At 68.3% G+C, this 16,534-nt stretch carries 19 protein-coding genes, 1 tRNA gene and 1 riboswitch; of the genes, 9 read left to right on the top strand and 11 right to left on the bottom strand.

What is annotated here, in order from left to right:
- Nucleotides 1-20: 20 nt before the first annotated feature.
- The 4 genes from DZG09_RS10560 to DZG09_RS10545 are packed head-to-tail and all read right to left on the bottom strand — an operon-like array spanning nt 21 to nt 3,744.
- On the bottom strand, nt 21-776 hold the full coding sequence (locus DZG09_RS10560) for an energy-coupling factor transporter transmembrane component T family protein (protein ID WP_119697697.1): 756 nt from the start codon (nt 774-776) through the stop codon (nt 21-23).
- Nucleotides 773-2,515: an ABC transporter ATP-binding protein gene (locus tag DZG09_RS10555; RefSeq protein ID WP_162893279.1), complete on the bottom strand. Its 1,743-nt coding sequence runs from the start codon at nt 2,513-2,515 to the stop codon at nt 773-775. Before DZG09_RS10555 ends, DZG09_RS10560 begins: the two co-directional genes overlap by 4 nt.
- Nucleotides 2,499-3,113: an ECF transporter S component gene (locus DZG09_RS10550; RefSeq protein WP_119697695.1), complete on the bottom strand. Its 615-nt coding sequence runs from the start codon at nt 3,111-3,113 to the stop codon at nt 2,499-2,501. Before DZG09_RS10550 ends, DZG09_RS10555 begins: the two co-directional genes overlap by 17 nt.
- Complete coding sequence (locus DZG09_RS10545; protein ID WP_119697694.1) at nt 3,100-3,744, bottom strand: YkoF family thiamine/hydroxymethylpyrimidine-binding protein; 645 nt, start codon at nt 3,742-3,744, stop codon at nt 3,100-3,102. The genes DZG09_RS10550 and DZG09_RS10545 overlap by 14 nt, the downstream gene beginning before the upstream one ends.
- Before the next feature lie 68 nt (nt 3,745-3,812).
- Nucleotides 3,813-3,921, bottom strand: a riboswitch (TPP riboswitch).
- A 40-nt stretch (nt 3,922-3,961) separates the two neighbouring features.
- Between DZG09_RS10545 and DZG09_RS10540 the strand changes: the two genes are divergently transcribed.
- From DZG09_RS10540 to DZG09_RS10525, 4 genes are all read left to right on the top strand, one after another.
- Nucleotides 3,962-4,516, top strand: coding sequence for a type II toxin-antitoxin system PemK/MazF family toxin (locus DZG09_RS10540; RefSeq protein WP_240423937.1), 555 nt, complete (start codon nt 3,962-3,964; stop codon nt 4,514-4,516).
- Between the two features lie 95 nt (nt 4,517-4,611).
- On the top strand, nt 4,612-4,830 hold the full coding sequence (locus DZG09_RS10535) for an SCO4848 family membrane protein (protein ID WP_119697985.1): 219 nt from the start codon (nt 4,612-4,614) through the stop codon (nt 4,828-4,830).
- A gap of 294 nt (nt 4,831-5,124) precedes the next feature.
- On the top strand, nt 5,125-6,303 hold the full coding sequence (locus DZG09_RS10530) for an MFS transporter (RefSeq protein WP_119697693.1): 1,179 nt from the start codon (nt 5,125-5,127) through the stop codon (nt 6,301-6,303).
- 63 nt (nt 6,304-6,366) lie between these two features.
- Complete coding sequence (locus DZG09_RS10525; protein ID WP_119697692.1) at nt 6,367-7,062, top strand: SDR family oxidoreductase; 696 nt, start codon at nt 6,367-6,369, stop codon at nt 7,060-7,062.
- Between the two features lie 38 nt (nt 7,063-7,100).
- Here DZG09_RS10525 and DZG09_RS10520 read toward each other — a convergent pair whose 3' ends face one another.
- On the bottom strand, nt 7,101-8,153 hold the full coding sequence (locus tag DZG09_RS10520; RefSeq protein WP_119697691.1) for a YeiH family protein: 1,053 nt from the start codon (nt 8,151-8,153) through the stop codon (nt 7,101-7,103).
- Nucleotides 8,154-8,239: 86 nt separating this feature from the next.
- Here DZG09_RS10520 and DZG09_RS10515 point away from each other — a divergent pair, with 86 nt between their 5' ends.
- A complete protein-coding gene (locus DZG09_RS10515; protein ID WP_240423935.1) occupies nt 8,240-9,154 on the top strand; it encodes a LysR family transcriptional regulator in 915 nt (304 codons plus the stop codon).
- Between the two features lie 21 nt (nt 9,155-9,175).
- Here DZG09_RS10515 and DZG09_RS10510 read toward each other — a convergent pair whose 3' ends face one another.
- Both DZG09_RS10510 and DZG09_RS10505 read right to left on the bottom strand, forming a co-directional pair.
- Entirely contained in the window at nt 9,176-10,648 is a 1,473-nt protein-coding gene (locus DZG09_RS10510) for an alanine/glycine:cation symporter family protein (protein WP_119697983.1), read from the bottom strand.
- Between the two features lie 66 nt (nt 10,649-10,714).
- On the bottom strand, nt 10,715-11,626 hold the full coding sequence (locus DZG09_RS10505; RefSeq protein ID WP_240423933.1) for an EamA family transporter: 912 nt from the start codon (nt 11,624-11,626) through the stop codon (nt 10,715-10,717).
- A gap of 69 nt (nt 11,627-11,695) precedes the next feature.
- Here DZG09_RS10505 and DZG09_RS10500 point away from each other — a divergent pair, with 69 nt between their 5' ends.
- From DZG09_RS10500 to DZG09_RS17005, 4 genes are all read left to right on the top strand, one after another.
- Complete coding sequence (locus DZG09_RS10500; RefSeq protein ID WP_119697690.1) at nt 11,696-12,559, top strand: LysR family transcriptional regulator; 864 nt, start codon at nt 11,696-11,698, stop codon at nt 12,557-12,559.
- Nucleotides 12,560-12,673: 114 nt separating this feature from the next.
- Nucleotides 12,674-12,814, top strand: coding sequence for a hypothetical protein (locus DZG09_RS16620; RefSeq protein WP_162893278.1), 141 nt, complete (start codon nt 12,674-12,676; stop codon nt 12,812-12,814).
- Between the two features lie 176 nt (nt 12,815-12,990).
- Nucleotides 12,991-13,377, top strand: coding sequence for an ArsR/SmtB family transcription factor (locus DZG09_RS10495; RefSeq protein ID WP_240423989.1), 387 nt, complete (start codon nt 12,991-12,993; stop codon nt 13,375-13,377).
- Nucleotides 13,340-13,591: a metal-sensing transcriptional repressor gene (locus DZG09_RS17005; RefSeq protein WP_119697688.1), complete on the top strand. Its 252-nt coding sequence runs from the start codon at nt 13,340-13,342 to the stop codon at nt 13,589-13,591. Before DZG09_RS10495 ends, DZG09_RS17005 begins: the two co-directional genes overlap by 38 nt.
- A gap of 8 nt (nt 13,592-13,599) precedes the next feature.
- On the opposite strand, the gene DZG09_RS10485 is transcribed toward DZG09_RS17005, so the two are convergent.
- The 4 genes from DZG09_RS10485 to DZG09_RS10470 all read right to left on the bottom strand — a co-directional run bounded on the left by DZG09_RS10485 (nt 13,600) and on the right by DZG09_RS10470 (nt 16,369).
- Nucleotides 13,600-14,541 (bottom strand): cation diffusion facilitator family transporter, encoded by a 942-nt coding sequence (locus tag DZG09_RS10485; protein WP_119697687.1) that lies wholly within the window; start codon nt 14,539-14,541, stop codon nt 13,600-13,602.
- A gap of 68 nt (nt 14,542-14,609) precedes the next feature.
- Nucleotides 14,610-14,786 (bottom strand): hypothetical protein, encoded by a 177-nt coding sequence (locus DZG09_RS10480; protein WP_162893277.1) that lies wholly within the window; start codon nt 14,784-14,786, stop codon nt 14,610-14,612.
- Between the two features lie 130 nt (nt 14,787-14,916).
- Nucleotides 14,917-14,990 (bottom strand) — tRNA-Val (locus tag DZG09_RS10475).
- Between the two features lie 140 nt (nt 14,991-15,130).
- The gene (locus DZG09_RS10470) at nt 15,131-16,369 is read right to left on the bottom strand and encodes an ammonium transporter (RefSeq protein ID WP_119697685.1); all 1,239 of its coding nucleotides are present in this window, start codon (nt 16,367-16,369) and stop codon (nt 15,131-15,133) included.
- Between the last annotated feature and the right edge of the window lie 165 nt (nt 16,370-16,534).

Raw genomic sequence — 16,534 nt, 5'->3', positions numbered from 1 at the left:
GAGATCGGCTCGGCGGGCGCTCACCTCTGCATCCACGCCACCCCCAGCACCGCCGACATGGCGAGCACGACGGCGACGGCGAGAACGCCGTCGCGCCAACCGATCGGCACGGGGCGCCACACGGTGCGGGGGCCGACACCCAGTCCGCGCGATTCCAGTGCAAGGGCGATGCGCTCGGAGGAGCGGATGGCGTCGACGAGCAGAGCGAACGCCGACCGCGCGAAGACGACGGGCCCGCCCTTCGGTCTTCCCCGGCGGTCCAGCGGCGCGCGCACGGCCTGTGCCGCCCTGATCGACTCCCAGGAGCGCGGCATCGCCGCCAGCATCCGGTGTCCTGCGAGGACGGCGTGCGCGTAGCGCGGACTGAGCCCGGCGCGCGTCATCAGGCTGACGAGCAGGTCGCGCGGCGACGTGGTGGCGAGGAACCCGATCGTGAGCGCACCGATCACGAGCCCCCGCATCGCCAGCGCCGCGCCGACCTCGATGCCCTCGACGGTGATCCGGATGGGCCACTCCGGCACGAGATCGGCTCCGGGTCTGCTCATCGCGTTCACGAGCAGGAGGCCGAGGCCGAAGGCGAGGAACGGCACGTGGCCGACGACCATCATCCGCACGGGGACCCGGGCGACGCACGCGATCGCCCCGAGTGACGCCAGGTACAGCAGGAGCACCGGCAGCGGTCGCCACAGGAACATCGTCGCGATCGACACGGCGAGCAGTGCGGCGAGCTTCACCGCGGGGTCACGGTGTGCGAGCCAGGATGCGGTGTCGGTCATCCCCGCACGTCCTCTCCTGCCTCCAGCACCGGGACCGTCGCACTCGCACCGAGCGCGAGATCGTCGAGACCGTGCAGCACGGCGCGCAGCTCGGTCTGGTCTCCGACGACTGCGGCCAGCTCGCGCAGCAGCCGCGACGGGCGCAGCCGTGCTCGCCCCAGCGCCTCCTCGTCGCGGAGCAGCTCCAGCGGAGTGGCATCCACCACGATCTCGCCGTCTGAGAGCAGCACCACTCGATCGGCGTGGCCGGCGACGGCGCGCAGGTCGTGGCTCGAGAACATCACGCCCCTGCCTTCCTGAGCGGACCGTCGCAGCGCTCTCATCACGTGCACGCTGGTGAGCCGGTCGAGCCCGAAGCCCGGTTCGTCCGCCAGCAGATGGGCGCGGTTGTGCAGCAGCATCGCGGCGATGCTCAGGCGACGCATCTGTCCCCCGGAGAGCCGGTGCGGGTCGTGGTCAGCCAGGTGCGAGAGGCCGAAGCGGCCGAGGGCCTCGTCGACAGCGGCCGACGCCTCGTCGCCGAGTCCGTGCGCGAGCTCGCTGCGCACCGTCGTCGCGACGAACTGGTGTTCGGGGTTCTGGAACACCAGGCCGGGCCTCGGGCCCGTCACCTCACCCTGACGAGGCGGCACGACCCCCGCCAACGCACGCAGCAGCGTCGACTTCCCTTCCCCGTTGCCGCCGAGGAGTGCGACGCACTCCCCGGCGCGCAGCTCGAGATCCACACCCCGGAGCACCGGTTCGGCACGGGCTCCGCCCGGTGCGACGAACAGGCCGTGCGCCGTCAGTGAGACGCCTGCGCCGTGTTCCGGTGCCGCCTCTGCGAAGTGTCGGCGACCCACGCTTCCTGCCCCGGTAGTGGTCGCCTGTTCTGCGCGTCCGTCGCGTCCTGCCGCGCGCAGCGCAGGCATCGTCCGTGGGTCGCGCATGCCGCCAGACGTTCCCAGCAGAGCGTCGAGCTCCGCGTCGACGGGAAGCCAGCAGCCGAGCGCGATCAGCTCCCTCCCCCGTTGCGCTGCGATGTCCTCCCCCGTTCCGTCGTGCGCGACGACACCGTCCTCGGAGAGCACGATCCATCGCCGGGGCAGCGCGCCGAGCCCGCCGTCACCGGCGAGTTCGTCGAGGCGATGCTCCACCAGCACGGTGGCGATCGATGCGGCGTTCGCGTGGCCCAGCGCGTCCCGCACGACATCGATGCCCGCGCCGTCCAGCATCGACGCGGGCTCGTCGAGCAGCACGAGCTGCGGCGCCGTCACGAGCGCGGCCGCGAGCGCCACCCGCTGCAGCTGGCCTCCCGACAGTGCGGTGGTGTCGCGCTCGGCCCATTCCGACGCCCCCGCCTGCTCCAGGGCGCCCCGCATCCGGGGGCCGATCTCCTCGCGCGCCACCGCGAGGTTCTCCAAGGGGAAGGCGACCTCGTCCGCCACGATCGGCAGGCACACGCCCGTCTCGGGATCCTGCGGCAGAACTCCGACGATGTCCGCTGCCTGGGCGACCTCCATCTCATCGACATCACGCCCGGCCAACCACATCCGGCCCGTCGCACGAGCCGCGAACGCGTGCGGCACGGCACCGTGGATCATCCGGAGCAGCGTCGACTTGCCCGAGCCCGACGCGCCCAGCAGGAGCACGCTCTCGCCGCGCTCGATCCGGATGTCGATGGGCCCGATCCCACCGCCGTCGGGGAACTCGACGGACCGTTCGGAGGCGGCGACCAGCGCGTCAGCGAGCTGCGGCATCTGCATACGCTGCGCGGCCGATGGCGAAGCCCGACAGCACACCGGTTCCCTTCAGCGCATCGACGATCACCTTGGCCAGCAGACCACCGAGGATGATCCCCGAAGCCGCTTGCACGCCGAATCGGAGCCAGAAGATGTCCTGACCGAGCCAGCCGAAGCGGAACATCGACAGCAGGAACACCCCGCTCGCACCGATCAGACCGCTGACCGCGTAGGTGATCCAGCCGAAACGGCGGTAGCGGCCGAGTGCGAAGGGGAGCTCGCTGCCCGCGCCTTGGATGAGTGCGGCCACGATGAGCATCGGGCCGACGGCCGAGCCGAGGAACACGACCTCGATGACGGACGCGATCACCTCGGCGATGATGCCGACGAAGGGGCGCCGGATGATCGCGATCGCGATCGGCGCCACCAGCAGCCATCCGCCGAGCAGGACGTGCTGGGCGAGGTCGCCTGCCGGTCCCATCAGGATCGCCAGGGCGTTCCACGCCTGCACGAGCGCCCAGTACAGGAACCCGAACACGACGCCCAGCATCACCATCAGGACGATGTCGCGCAGCGCGAGGCGGCCCGCGCGTGCGGGGCGCTCAGAGCGTGACATCTGCGTGGCTCGGGCTGTTTACGGAGACGACGAGGTGGCTGGTGACGTGCTGCACCGTGCGGCCGACCATGGTCCATCCGGCGAAGCACGTCGCCAGGATCGTGCCCAGATCGCCCTCGAGGCGGGTGACGTAGTGCCCGCCGTCGCGAAAGGTCCCGTTGGCGTGCGCCAGTTCGATCGCCGCGTAGATGTCGCGCATGTGGTCGGGCTCGCCGTTCGGTGCGACGGCGTCCTGCAGCGGATACAGCGACCACTCGGCCGCTGCGTAGCGGCCAGTCTGTCTGCCGTGCGGCGCATCGACTGTGCGAGGGCCCGCCCCGCCCGGCAGATCGCAGACGACCTCACCGGGGCAGCCTCGGGAGAGATGCAGGGTGATCGACGCGTGCCTGCCCGTATCGGAGATCGCCGCCGTCAGGTCGGTGACCCAGCGCAGCAGGTCGTCCTCTGCGCCGGTGATGTGCGTGCTGACGTCACCGGTGTCGACGCTCAGGCCGGTGGCATCGATGCCGCTGAGTGCTCCGACGATGACGTCGGCGTAGTCGTCCGCCATCACCGCGACGGTGACCCGCGCGCCGACGCCGAATGTTCGAGGATCCGCCGCGGCTTTGGCGGCCGTGAGCTGTTCCGTCATTCCATCTCCATTCCGTGTGTGCACGGTGGAGAGGGCGAGTTCCTCCGGCGGTCTGCTTCGCCGGAGCAATCGCGAGCTCATTCGCTCCCTGCGCCGGCATGATCCGGATCAGGTTCTACGGTCGGAGTTCGATTACTCCCTCTCAGCCCGGCTCACCGGACTCCCGTGCAGTAAGCGCCACCCTAGCAGTCCGGTGCCGCACCATATGCTGGAGCGCGTGGCACGGCGCGGAATCCTGACCAAGATCCTCTCCCTGGGGCTGGAAGCCGTCTTCGGCCGCGGCAGTCGACGCGGCGGGAATCGCCGGCGGAAGGGAGCGCCGACCTCCGCCGCGCAGCACGCATCTGATGGCAGCTTCGGCGACAGCGCGACGATCGAGATCGACCCCCGCACTGTGCGCGGCGTGCGACTCGAGTACGCTCCGCAGAAGGACAGCGAGCCGGACGCAGGCGAGATCGTGTGGACGTGGGTGCCGTACGTCGAGAACGACGGTCGCGGCAAGGACAGGCCGGTGCTCGTGATCGCGCGGCACACGACTGACCGGGTCTACGCCGTGAAGCTCACGAGCAAGCACAAGCAGGGGCGCGACGACCGCGTCAGCATCGGATCCGGCGCCTGGGACGCGCGGGGACGCACGTCGTGGGTCGACACGGATCAGCTCTACAGCGTGCACCACGACGGCATGCGCCGCGAGGCCGCGGCCCTCGACCTCGACCGCTACACCCTCGTCGCCCACGCGCTCCAGAAGCGCTTCGGATGGCGAGCGAAGTGAGTCGCCGAATGCCCACGACTTCCGCGAGTGCCTGCGCAGCCGCAGAGGCGCTCGCGGAGAACGTAGGCATTCGCACCCCGCACTACGCTGGTCGGATGGTCATGCTCAGTGTGCTGCTGTTCGTCAACGCCGCGTTCCACACCCTCACCTGGCCGACGTTCTTCCGTCGTGTGGTCGCCGATCCTCGGGCCCGTGACGACGCGGGCAGGGTCACGCGCTTCTTCACCGTGCACCTGGCGCTGTTCATCGCGGCGATGGTGATCGCCCTCGCGTCAGTTCTCGCCGGTATCGCGGCGCTGACGGGTCAGCTCTAGGGAGTGTCTGAGAATCCGCGGCGTTGCGAGCATGGGTGATGTCTGCCGGATCGCTAGGCCGAGGAGGGAGGCGATGCGGAGCCATCATCGACCGACGAGAACGACGCGAGCCGGTGCACGCGATTGAGCGAGGAACGAGAATGCTCGCATTCTCGTGACGAGCGATTGAGCGTCGAAGGCGCGAAGCGCCGAGCACAGCGCCCAGCGCAGTAGCCGACGAATTATCAGACACGACCTAGCAGCAGGACGCTCATCCCGCCTGGACGACGACGCCAGCCTCTGAGCAGGAGACCTGTGAACCAGCCCATCGCGAACCGACGCGCCCGCGTCGCGACGATGCTGGCGTTCGCCACGAACGGCGCTCTGCCCGCCACCTTCCTCGCGCGGTACGCCGAGGTGAAGGATCTGCTCGGCCTCGAAGCGGGTGCGTTCGGCATTCTGGTTGCGGCATACATGATCGGCTCGGCTGGCGCACTGCACCTGCCCGGCCTGATTCTGCGACGGCTCGGGATGCGCATGACAGCGTCGACCTGCACCCTCTGGGTCGGGCTTGCTGTGAGCATCGCGGCTGTCGGCGTCACGATCGGGAACCCATGGCTCTTCGCCGCAGGCATGGTGTGCGCCGGTCTCGGCGACGCCGTGGTCGACGTCGCGCAGAACGCGCAGGGGCTGCGAGTGCAGGCGGCCTACGGCCGTTCGCTGCTGAACTCAATGCATGCCGGATGGAGCATAGGAGCGGCCATCGGTGGTGGCGTCGGCACCCTGGCGGCACTCGCGGGAGTGCCGATTGCGCTGCACATCGGCGGGTGGGCGATCGTGTGCGTGATCGCGATGGCGCTCGCAGCAAGGCGGTTCCTGCCCGATCTGCAGGGCGAACCGGAAGACGATGGGCCCCGGGGCAGAATCGGTCGCCGTGCCGTCTGGCTGCTGGCGCCCCTCGCGCTGGTCGCCCTCGCGGGGATCTCCGTCGAGGACATCGGGAACAACTGGTCGGCCGTGCTGCTCAGCTCCGAACGCGGCATGGCCCTCGAGTCCGCGGGAATCGGCCTCAGCGTGCTGCTCGGCGCCCAGTTCATCGGCCGGATCACCGGAGACAGATTCATCGACGCCGTCGGCCGCCGCGCTGCGCTCATCACGAGCTTGTCGCTCGTCGCCACCGGTCTCGTGGCCGTCGCCTGGGCCCCGTTCGCGTGGATCACGATCGTGGCCTTCACGTTCGCGGGCCTTGGCTGCGCGATCACCGTGCCGATCGCGTTCTCGGAGGCCGACGCTCTGCCCGGCCTCAAGCCGCACGCCGGCGTGACCGCCGTGAACTGGATCATGCGCGCGGCGACCGTGTGTCTGACCCCGTCCATCGGAGGGATCACGTCGTTCAGCTCGTTGTCGGTCGCGATCACCGTGATCGCGGCGCTCGCGGTCCTCGCCCTCGCCACGCAGCTGCGATCGCGGCCCGGGTGGGCGCAGCCGCGGTAGCCTCACTGACAAGCGCCGCCCCACGGTCATCATCTCGCAGCCCTCCTTGAGAACGGACATGCCATGCACGCCGATCAGCCCGTCGCCCTCGTCACCGGAGCCACCGGAGGAATGGGAAGGGAGATCGTCGCCGAGCTCGCAGCGACGCACCGCGTGATCGCGGTCGGACGCGACACCGAACGGCTCGCGGATCTGCACGAGCGCACCGGGGCGGAGACCTGGCAGCTCGATCTCACCGACACCGCCGCCGTGGAAGCGCGCGTCACCGAACTCGACCGTCTGGACGTGCTCGCGAACGTCGCCGCGATCGCTCGGCCGCTGTCCGTCGCCGATGCGACGCGCGATGACTGGGAGGCGCACTTCGCCACCGACGTCACCGCTCCCGCGCTGCTCACGCGGGCGGCGCTCCCCCTGCTGCGGCACGCCGAAGGAACAGTCGTCTTCATCGGTTCGGGTGCGAGTACGCGTCCTGTGCCCGGAAGCGCCGTGTACACCGCGAGCAAGCACGCTCTGCGCGGAATCGCCGATGTGCTCCGCATCGACGAGGAATCGCACCGCGTGCGCGTCGTGACGGTGTCCCCCGGCCAGACCGACACCGATATGCTGCGCGCGATGGTGCCCGCCGACGCCTACACGCCCGAACGGTACATCAGCCCCCGATCGATCGCCACGGCCGTCCGGTTCGTCATCGATGCGCCGCAGGACGTGCACATCACCGATCTCCCGGTGCGCCCGAGGCAGGAGATCTCCCGACTGTAGCTCCCAACGCACGAGCCGACACGGCAGGCGGTCGATGTTCAGCCGACGAGCCGCACACCGCCGTAGGCGATCGCCCCGACAAGAAGTGTCGCGAGCGCGGCCAGCACGAACGGCCTCGGGCCCACCCTGACGAGGTTGCGGATTCTCACGCCGCACCCGAGCGCGAACATCGCCGCGGCGAGGAGGCCGGTCTGCAGCACCCCGCCGGCTGCGAGCACGCCGTCGGGAAGCGGGGCGAAGGTCCTCAGCACGACCATCGCGATGAAGCCGAGCATGAACAGAGGGATGATCGGCGGCAGCTTCGCCCCCGAGGTCACGCCCGCGACCCGACCGAGACGCCGCTGCCGGATGCTCAGACCGGCGACGACCGGTGCGAGCAGCAGCACTCTGGCCAGCTTGACGACGACCGCGACGCCCAGCGCTCCCCCGCCGATCGCTCCGCCCGCGGCGACGACCTGGGCGATCTCGTGGATCGATCCTCCCGCCCACATCCCCGCATCCTCCTGGCCCATTCCGAGCAGCTGCGCAGCCATCGGGATGAGCGGGATCATCAGGGTTCCGAACAGCACCACCAGCGCCACCGCCGTGATGGTGTCATGCTCTGCCTCGTCGTCCGGGTCGGTGACGCCTGCAGCCCCTGCTACGGCAGCGGCCCCGCAGATCGCGAAGCCGCACGCGATGAGCAGGGTCAGCCCTGACGGAACCCGCAGCAGCCGACCCAGCAGGATCGTGCCCAGCATGCCCCCGCCGACGATGCACACCACGACGACCAGCAGCGCCGCCCCGAGATCGACGATGTCGGTGAGCACGAGCTGGAGCCCCAGGAGCACGATGCCGGCGCGCAGGAACTTCTTCGCCGAGAAGTCGACGCCTGCCGCGCACGCCGTCGGCACCCCGATCGTGTTGGCGACGAGCACACCCAACACGATCGCGATGATGAGCGGGCTGACGCCGGGCCGGAGCAGACCGATCCCGGATGAGGCGCCCGCTGCAAGAAGACTGACCGCCAATCCCGGCGCACTCGCGCGGAGACGCTGGACGGCGGGAGCGCGCGTCGGGCGTGCGCCGTCCTTGCGCGATTCGTAGGCCATGTCCCCATCCTGTGCGCGACCGCGCCGCACCGGTAGGAGCGGATCCCTCGACGGATACAAGTTACGCTTGTACCGAGGTGAGTGGCATGAGGATGACCGGTGAACCGGATCTGGAGGCGCTCCGTGCTCTGTCGATGGTCGCGGCGGAGCACAGCATGTCGGCGGCCGGTGCGCACCTCGGCGTGAGCCAGCAGGCCGTGTCTCAGCGCATCCGCGGCCTGGAGACCGACCTGGGCACCCGACTGCTGGTGCGGTCTGCACGGGGCTCCAGGTTGACTCCCGCAGGCGAGGTCGTCATCGGCTGGGCGGCGAAGCTCCTCGCCTCGGCGGATGAGTTCTCGGACGCGGTCGCAACTCTGCGCACCGACCGCAGCAGAACGATCCGGATCGCGGCGAGCCTCACGATCGCGGAGCATCTGTTCCCGGAGTGGATCGCCGGATGGCGCATCAGCGCCGGCGATGACGGACCTGTCGTGCAGCTCACCGCCGAGAACAGCAGCGCGGTCATCGAGTCCGTGCGCGAAGGATCCGTCGACCTCGGGTTCATCGAGACGCCGAGGCTCCCGGACGACCTCGGGTCAGTGGTCGTCGCCCACGACACGGTCGACGTGGTCGCACAACCGGGCCACCGCTGGGCGAGATCAGGCAGAACCTCCGCACAGGAGCTCTCCGTCACGAGCCTGGTGCTCCGCGAGCGGGGCAGCGGCACCCGACGAGCTTTGGAGGACGCCCTCCTCGCGGCAGGCCGCCCTGTCACAGCCGAACCCGCAGCCGTGCTGCCGACGACGCTCGGCGTCCGCAGCGCGATCATGGCGGGTGTCGCCCCTGGCGCGCTCAGCTCCCTCGCCGTCGCCGACGATATCCGGGCCGGCAGGCTCGTGCGTGTGGCGGTTGAAGGCATCCGGATGGAGCGTCCGCTCGCAGCCGTGTGGTCGGGAACCGTCCCGCAGCCCGGCGCGCACGATTTCTTGGACGTCATCGCCCAGCGCCGGCGCCGATGACCCGCTGGCAGCCGTACGGCGTCAGCGACGACGCTGTACGGGCAGCGGCCCCGTCACGCTGAGCTCGTCGTGCCAGCAGTCGATTCCGGAGACATCGGGCAGTCGGTCGCGTGTGAACACGGGGTCCTTTCCTTCCCCGCGCTGCTGCATGTAGTCGCGCAGCAGCGCGAAGACGAGCCCCGACAGCAGGGCGAGGGCGACGAGATTGGTGATCGCCATGAACCCCATCGCAGCATCGGCGAAGCTCCACACCACGTTGGCGGAGAGCACAGAACCGACGAAGACCGCGGCGACGACGAGCGTGCGGTAGGCGACGAGCACCCAGCGGCGCGTCGAGATGAACTCGATGGAGGCCTCGCCGTAGTAGTAGTTGCCGATGATCGAGCTGGACGCGAGCAGGAACACGATGATGGCGAGCGCGGTGAGCGACCATTCGCCGAGCGTCCCGCCGAGGGCAGCCTGTGTGAGGTCGACTCCCACGGGCGCTCCGGCGAGATCGGGAACGCCGGTGAGGATGATGAAGGCCGTGATCGAACACACCAGGAACGTGTCGAAGTACACTCCGAGCGCCTGCACCAGTCCCTGCTTGACCGGATGGGTGACGGCGGCGCTCGCGCCGGCATTCGGCGCGGAGCCGAGGCCCGCTTCGTTCGAGAACATGCCGCGCTTGATGCCGGTGAGAACGACGTATCCGAAGGCCGCTCCGACCACCTCGTTGTAGCCGAACGCCTGGGTGAAGATCGACGAGATCGCTGCCGGGACCTCCTGCCAGGAGACGGCGACGACGGCCAACCCGAGCAGCAGGTACGCCAATGCCATGACCGGCACGATCGTCTGCGTCACTGAGGCGATGCGGCGCACTCCTCCGAACACGACGAGCCCCGTGAGCGCCGCGACGACGAGGCCGGAGACCCAAGGCAGCCATGCCCCGGCGTCAGTGCCCGTCATCGAGGCGACCGCGCCGCCGAGGGAAGCGGAGATCGTGTTGGCCTGCAGCGAGCTGAACGCGAACGGGAAGCAGATGATGAGGATCACCGCGAACCACACGCCCATCCAGCGCGCCTTGAGTCCGCGCTGCATGTAGTAGGCGGGGCCGCCCCGGAAGCCAGCGGGGTCGCGCACCTTGAAGAGCTGAGCGAGCGTCGACTCAGCGAAGGCCGAGGCGGCCCCGACGAACGCCATCAGCCACATCCAGAACACCGCCCCCGGCCCGCCGATGGCGATCGCCGTGGCCACACCGGCGATGTTGCCCGTTCCCACGCGCGAAGCCGCGGAGATCGTGAACGCTTGGAATGCCGACACCGATTGCGGCTCGCCCGATTCGTCACGGGGCGTGCGGTTCGTGAGCGTGCGGAACATCTCGGGGATGAGCCGGAACTGCACAACGCCGGAGCGAATGGTCATGTAGAGCCCGAGCAGCACCACGACGGGAAGAACCACCCAGGTCCAGAACAGGTCGCCGTTCGCGGCGAGCCAGTCGGCGACATCATCCATTGCGTCAGTATCGCGCGAGTCCGGCGTCGACACCAGCATAGAATCGCCGGACGGAGTTCCTTCTCGTCACTGCTCATCCGGGGATGCGAGCGCTCGGATCGAGACGAAGACGCTGCTGACCACGATGAGCCCTGTTCCCAGCCATTCGTTCAGGCTGAGCGACTGGTGAAGCAGCAACCAGCCGGCCAGCGCCGCCCATACCGGGTTGAGGCTCGTGAACGTGCCGAAGGCATGCGCCGATATGCGGCGCAGCGTGAGCAGGTCGGCGACGTACGGCACCAGGGACGACATCACTCCGCAGGCGACAGCGAGCCCCAACGCCGCCGGGGTCGGAACGTGAATGACGAACCAGACGGCGGCGACCGGCATCCAGATGCCCGCTGTCACGACGCTGGCGATCGCCGTGCCCTGCAGCCCAGGCAGTCGCTGACCCACTCGGCGATTGAGCAGGATGTAGCAGGCCCAGGCGGCCGCGGCTGCTCCTGCTGAGGCGATGCCGATGAGATCCGTACTGGGGCCGGGACTGGTCAGCACCACGACGCCGATGCCGGCGAGTACGGCGCAGCCCATGTCGAGCAGACGCCGTGAGCCGACGATGGCCACGGCGAGCGGCCCGACGAACTCGAGGGTGACGGCGAGGCCGAGACCGATGCGCTCGATCGCCAGATACAGGCAGAGGTTCATCACGCTGAACACGACCGCCAACGAAACGGTGAGCGTCCATTCCCGCCAGCGCAGTGCGCGGAACCGAGGGCGCACGATCGGGGCCAGGATGAGCGCGGTGACGATCTGCCGAACTGCGACGACTCCGACCGGCCCGATGACGGGGAACGCCATTGCGCCGAGTCCTGCCCCTGCTTGATTCGATGCCGTGCTCGCGAGCATCAGAACCACACCGGTCCGCACCCGACGCGGCGTCGGTGCGACGGCCCGTAAGGCCGTGTCGTCTGTGCGCGCGGTTGCCTTGGCTTCACTCATACGATTCACGCTAGGAGCGGCAACCACTTGTCACCAGCGCATAATTCGCCACTGCTATACGCTTTGGTTATGGACTGGACGCTGAGGGAGCTGCGGTACTTCGTCACCGCTGCTGAAGCGGGCTCGTTCACCGACGCCGCAGCGGAGCTGTTCGTCTCACAGGCGGCGGTGTCGCGCACGATCGCCAATCTGGAGAACGCAGTCGGAGACCGGGTGCTGCGTCGAGTCCCTCGCGGCTGCGAACTCACCAGCGTCGGCCGACTGGTCCTGCCGCACGCCAGGCGCGTGCTCGCCGAAGCGAGCGGATTCACCGAGTTCCTGCGCACTCGACACGGCGTGCTCCGCCTCGGCTACGCGTGGGCCGCGCTCGGGACGCACAGCACTCGGCTCCAGCGCGACTGGAGCCGGAAGCACGACGACACCGAGCTCACGCTGGTGCGGCACAACTCCCCCACCGCAGGTTTGGCGGAAGGACTGTGCGACGTCGCCATCGTTCGTCGCCCCGTCGACGACAAGCGGTTCGAGTCGGTGATCGTCGGGCTCGAACGCCGACTCGTCGCATTCGCTGCCGACGACCCGCAGTGGGCGCGTCGCCGCCGGATGCGCATGGCGGAGATCGGCGAACGCACGGTGATCATCGACCCGCGCGTGGGCACCACGAACACACATCACTGGGACGACACGGATCACTCGCCGCAGTTCATCGAATCGAGCGACGTCGACAACTGGCTTGACGCCATCGCCGCCGGCCGCGGCGTCGGCACGACGTCGGAGGCGACAGCGCACCACCACGCGCGCGCCGGCGTCACATTCCGCCCGATCACGGACGGCCCACGAATTCCCGTTCGACTCGTGTGGTGGAACGATCACCGCCCGCCCCTGATCGACGACCTGGTCAGCGCCGCGACGGAGCTTTACGCGTCAACGTCGTGAGCTCCGGGTCACGTGGGCGCCAGACTCGAATCCTCTCCCGCCGGATCGCCCGCGTCAGCGCCGTCACTCGTTCAGCGGCCCCACTCCTCCGAGCAAGAACGTCCCCTCATAGGGTTGCGATCTGACTCGGCGAGAAAGTCCGAGGTCACCGGATGGGGCGCGGGACTGTTCGTGCAGGTCGCGAGCGTCGTCTTCGCCGCCGTCGTCGTCACTGTGCTGCGCCCGTGGCGGGCCCCGGGAGTCCCGCGGCTGTGACGTTCATGGAACGCACTGCCGTGGCTGGCCCCCTTCATGTTCGAGGCGACGTATCGACGTTCGCGGAGGTTTCTTATCAGTCGACGCACCATCCGGAGTGCCTTATGTCACGCTGCCCGCGAAGTCGTCTCGATCTCGACGGCGTTGCCGTCCTTCGATAACATCGAGACATGACGATGAATACGAAGGAGGCGCGGAGTGCGACGCCCGTGACTGAGGTCGGTGCCGTGGTTCCCGCGGCTTCGCTGTTCCACAGCTTCAGCGATCCGTCGCGGTTGGTGATCCTGCAGCACCTTCAGCTCGGTGAGCATCGAGTCGTCGATCTTACCGCGCATCTGGGGCTGTCGCAGAGCACTGTGTCCAAGCACTTGGCATGTCTGCGCGAGGCAGGCATGGTGACGGTGCGCTCGGAAGGTCGGGCTTCGATGTACTCGCTCGCGCACCCCGAGTCACTGGTCGAACTGCTGGCGGCGGCGGAGCGGATCCTGGCCCTGACTGGCGACGCGGTGACGCTGTGTCCAGTGCATGGCGCTGCTGTCGTCACGAAGACTCACCAGCGATAGCGCTCTGGCACAGTCGAGCAGGCCCGGCCGGCCCAGAAGCCGGGGCCTCAACAGGGTCTCGGCGATGACCACGACGCTCCGGTCGGTGGCAGTCTGTCTGTTCGAGGAGCACCTGAGCCGCTGCATCGTCGAGGCCGCCGCGCAAGGCAGCCGAGAGACGAGCCAGAAGATCGAGGAAGCATCCGGCTCCATCGCCCGCCTCGTCCGGTCCTGACTCAGCGCTCAGGGGTGCAGCGCGCCGGCGGCCTCGTGCTCGCTGTGCTGCTCGGTCTCCAACTGGATCGTGGTGTGATGGATTGCGACGTCGAAGTGCTCGGCGACGCAACGGCGCACGTGTTCCAGGATCTCGACGGCGTGCCCGTCGGTGAAGCAGGAGTCGTCGAGCACCACGTGCGCTGACAGGGTGGGCAGTCCGGGGGCCACCGTGGAGGCGTGCAAGTCATGCACGTCCTGGACGTGGTCCATCGTGAGCAGGTGTCGGCGCACTTCGTCGAGGTCGAGGCCCTTGGGAGTGAACTCCATCAGCACGCGCATCGTCTCGCGGATGAGCAGCGCGGCACGCGGGATGATCATCAGCGCGATGGCGAATGCGGCGAGGGTGTCGGCGCGCTGGTAACCGGTGGTCATCATGAGGACGGCCGAGGCGATGACGGCCAGAGTGCCGAGGGCGTCCATGAGCACTTCGAGGAAGGCAGCCTTCATGTTGAAGTTCGCCCCCCGACTGGAGGCGAGCACCATCATCGCCGTGACGTTGAGCAGCAGTCCGACGATGCCGAACACCAACAGCTCGGGTGCAGCGACCTCGGGCGGATTCGCCCAGCGCTCGATACCCTCGATGAGCGCATAGACGCTCACCCCGATCAGCAGCAGCGCCTGCCCCAGCGCAGCGAGCACTTCGATGCGGCGGAATCCCCAGGTGCGTCGCTTGCTCGGGGGCCGGATCATCAGCGTCGCGGCCACCAGCGCCACCAGCAGGCCGACGGAATCGGTGAGCGAGTGCACCATGTCCACCAGCAGCGCCAGACTCCCGGTCACCCAGGCGCCGACGCCCTGCGCGACGACGATGCCGAAGACCAGCGCGAAGGCGATGCCCAGCTTGCGCCGGAAGTCCGGTGCCTGTGCGGCTTCTTCCGGACTCGGCCCGTGATCGTGTCCAGCACCCATCGAAACTCCTCACTCTCTCACGCCCGTTCGCGAGCAAGAGTTCACACGCAACGTTCACGATTACATCGTTATATCTCGATGTTATCGTCGCATACGCGAGGTGACAACAGCGTTGGATCGATCAGGTCGGTCAGGTGTTGGCGGACGCCTGCGCCCGCTGCGACGGCGCCGATCGCCGACTCTGCAACCAGGCTTTCTTCGCCGAGGTCTGCGTTGGAGAAGACGACGAGCTCCGAGTCGAGCACCAACACCCCTATGAGATGCTGACCGACCCCGGGGCTAACGGCAACGCCATCAACTGGGCGCAAGACAGGAACAAAGCTCGAGTCCTTGCCGACGATTCGTCAGGCAAGGACTCGAGCCTTGTACGCGGAGTGGGCGATGCGGGACTCGAACCCACGACCTCTTCCGTGTGAAGGAAGCGCGCTAACCAACTGCGCCAATCGCCCTAGCTGCCGACCTGTGAAGGCCTTGACCGATACTACCGGATGTTCCGACGCGCACCGAACCGATGCGCATCCCGGCCGTGTCGCGCGACGGGGTGCCACAGGTGGTCCTGTGGCACCCCGCCGCTGCTGCGGTGTCAGGCTCAGCGGCCTTCCATCGCGTAGCCCGCCTCGCCGTGCATCACGGTGTCGACGCCGGCGATCTCGTCCTCGTTCTTGACTCGGAAGCCGATCGTCTTCTGGATGACGATGCCGATGATGTAGGCGGCGATGAACGAGTAGGCCATCACGGCCACCACGCTGATGAACTGCACCACCAGCTGCTGGATGCCTCCGCCCAGGAACAGGCCGGTGCCGTTGCCGAAGAGGCCGATCCAGAGCGTACCGATCACGCCGCCGACGAGGTGCACACCGACGACGTCGAGCGAGTCGTCGAAGCCAAACTTCCACTTCAACTCGATCGAAAGCGCACAGACGACACCAGTGACGACGCCGAGCAGGATGGCCCAGATCGGGTCGATCGACGCACAGGCCGGCGTGATGGCGACCAGACCGGCGACAGCACCGGATGCGGCGCCGACCGATGTCGACTTGCCGTCCTTGAACTTCTCGACGACGATCCAGCCGATGATCGCTGCGGCGGGGCACACCATCGTGTTGATGATGATCAGGCCCATCTCGGTGTTGCCGCTCTCGCCGAGCGGCGCCGGAGTCAGACCGCCGTTGAAACCGAACCAGCCGAACCACAGCAGGGTGGCGCCGAGCATGACCAGCGGCACACTGTGCGGCTTATTGATGCCCTTCTGGAAGCCCACGCGCTTGCCGAGCACGAGCGCCAGCGCCAATGCCGCCGCACCCGCGTTGATGTGCACCGCGGTACCGCCGGCGTAGTCGATCACCTCGACGGCGCCGTCGAAGAGCCAGTTGCCGAGCTCCATGATCCAGCCGCCGCCCCACACCCAGGCTGCGACCGGGAAGTAGACCAGCGTGACCCAGATGCCCGCGAACAGCATCCAGGACCAGAACCGCGCACGGTCTGCGATCGCGCCGGAGATCAGCGCCACCGTGATGATCGCGAACGTCGCGCCGAATGCCGCGCCGATGCCCGCCTCACCCGTCGGATCGTCAGAGATGGTCTCGACCAGGCCGAGGTCGCCGAAGGGGTTGCCGGCGAACGCCAGCGGGTTGTCGACGGCCGTCATCGCGAAGCCGTACAACACCCACAGCACGGCTGTCAGTGCCAGGCCTCCGAAGCTCATCATCATCATGCTGACGACGCTCTTGGCCTTCACCAGCCCGCCGTAGAAGAACGCCACCCCAGGCGTCATCAGCAGTACGAGCGCGGTGGAAATGGTCAACCACGCAAGGTTTCCGCTATCCATGTGATTCCTCTGTGTCAGTGCAATGGATCCGGTGAACCGGATGTGCCCCCATACTGACGACGCGGTTTTCCGCCGACGTGTGCGGCGCGTTTCGGCTGCGTTACACAGCCGCCGCGCGCGTTAAGTTCATGTTTCGCGCCCCGCACAGTCCTCGATGAACCTCGC

This window comes from Microbacterium halotolerans (assembly GCF_003569805.1).
Classification (GTDB): Bacteria; Actinomycetota; Actinomycetes; order Actinomycetales; family Microbacteriaceae; genus Microbacterium; species Microbacterium halotolerans.
This window is presented reverse-complemented; position numbering and strand designations above follow the sequence as displayed.

Coding starts and splice junctions, on each gene's coding strand:
- DZG09_RS10560 (WP_119697697.1), bottom strand. CDS start 776: ATGACCGACACCGCATCCTGGCTCGCACACCGTGACCCCGCGGTGAAG.
- DZG09_RS10555 (WP_162893279.1), bottom strand. CDS start 2,515: ATGCCGCAGCTCGCTGACGCGCTGGTCGCCGCCTCCGAACGGTCCGTC.
- DZG09_RS10550 (WP_119697695.1), bottom strand. CDS start 3,113: ATGTCACGCTCTGAGCGCCCCGCACGCGCGGGCCGCCTCGCGCTGCGC.
- DZG09_RS10545 (WP_119697694.1), bottom strand. CDS start 3,744: ATGACGGAACAGCTCACGGCCGCCAAAGCCGCGGCGGATCCTCGAACA.
- DZG09_RS10535 (WP_119697985.1), top strand. CDS start 4,612: ATGGTCATGCTCAGTGTGCTGCTGTTCGTCAACGCCGCGTTCCACACC.
- DZG09_RS10525 (WP_119697692.1), top strand. CDS start 6,367: ATGCACGCCGATCAGCCCGTCGCCCTCGTCACCGGAGCCACCGGAGGA.
- DZG09_RS10520 (WP_119697691.1), bottom strand. CDS start 8,153: ATGGCCTACGAATCGCGCAAGGACGGCGCACGCCCGACGCGCGCTCCC.
- DZG09_RS10515 (WP_240423935.1), top strand. CDS start 8,240: ATGAGGATGACCGGTGAACCGGATCTGGAGGCGCTCCGTGCTCTGTCG.
- DZG09_RS10510 (WP_119697983.1), bottom strand. CDS start 10,648: ATGGATGATGTCGCCGACTGGCTCGCCGCGAACGGCGACCTGTTCTGG.
- DZG09_RS10505 (WP_240423933.1), bottom strand. CDS start 11,626: ATGAGTGAAGCCAAGGCAACCGCGCGCACAGACGACACGGCCTTACGG.
- DZG09_RS10500 (WP_119697690.1), top strand. CDS start 11,696: ATGGACTGGACGCTGAGGGAGCTGCGGTACTTCGTCACCGCTGCTGAA.
- DZG09_RS10495 (WP_240423989.1), top strand. CDS start 12,991: ATGAATACGAAGGAGGCGCGGAGTGCGACGCCCGTGACTGAGGTCGGT.
- DZG09_RS17005 (WP_119697688.1), top strand. CDS start 13,340: ATGGCGCTGCTGTCGTCACGAAGACTCACCAGCGATAGCGCTCTGGCA.
- DZG09_RS10485 (WP_119697687.1), bottom strand. CDS start 14,541: ATGGGTGCTGGACACGATCACGGGCCGAGTCCGGAAGAAGCCGCACAG.
- DZG09_RS10470 (WP_119697685.1), bottom strand. CDS start 16,369: ATGGATAGCGGAAACCTTGCGTGGTTGACCATTTCCACCGCGCTCGTA.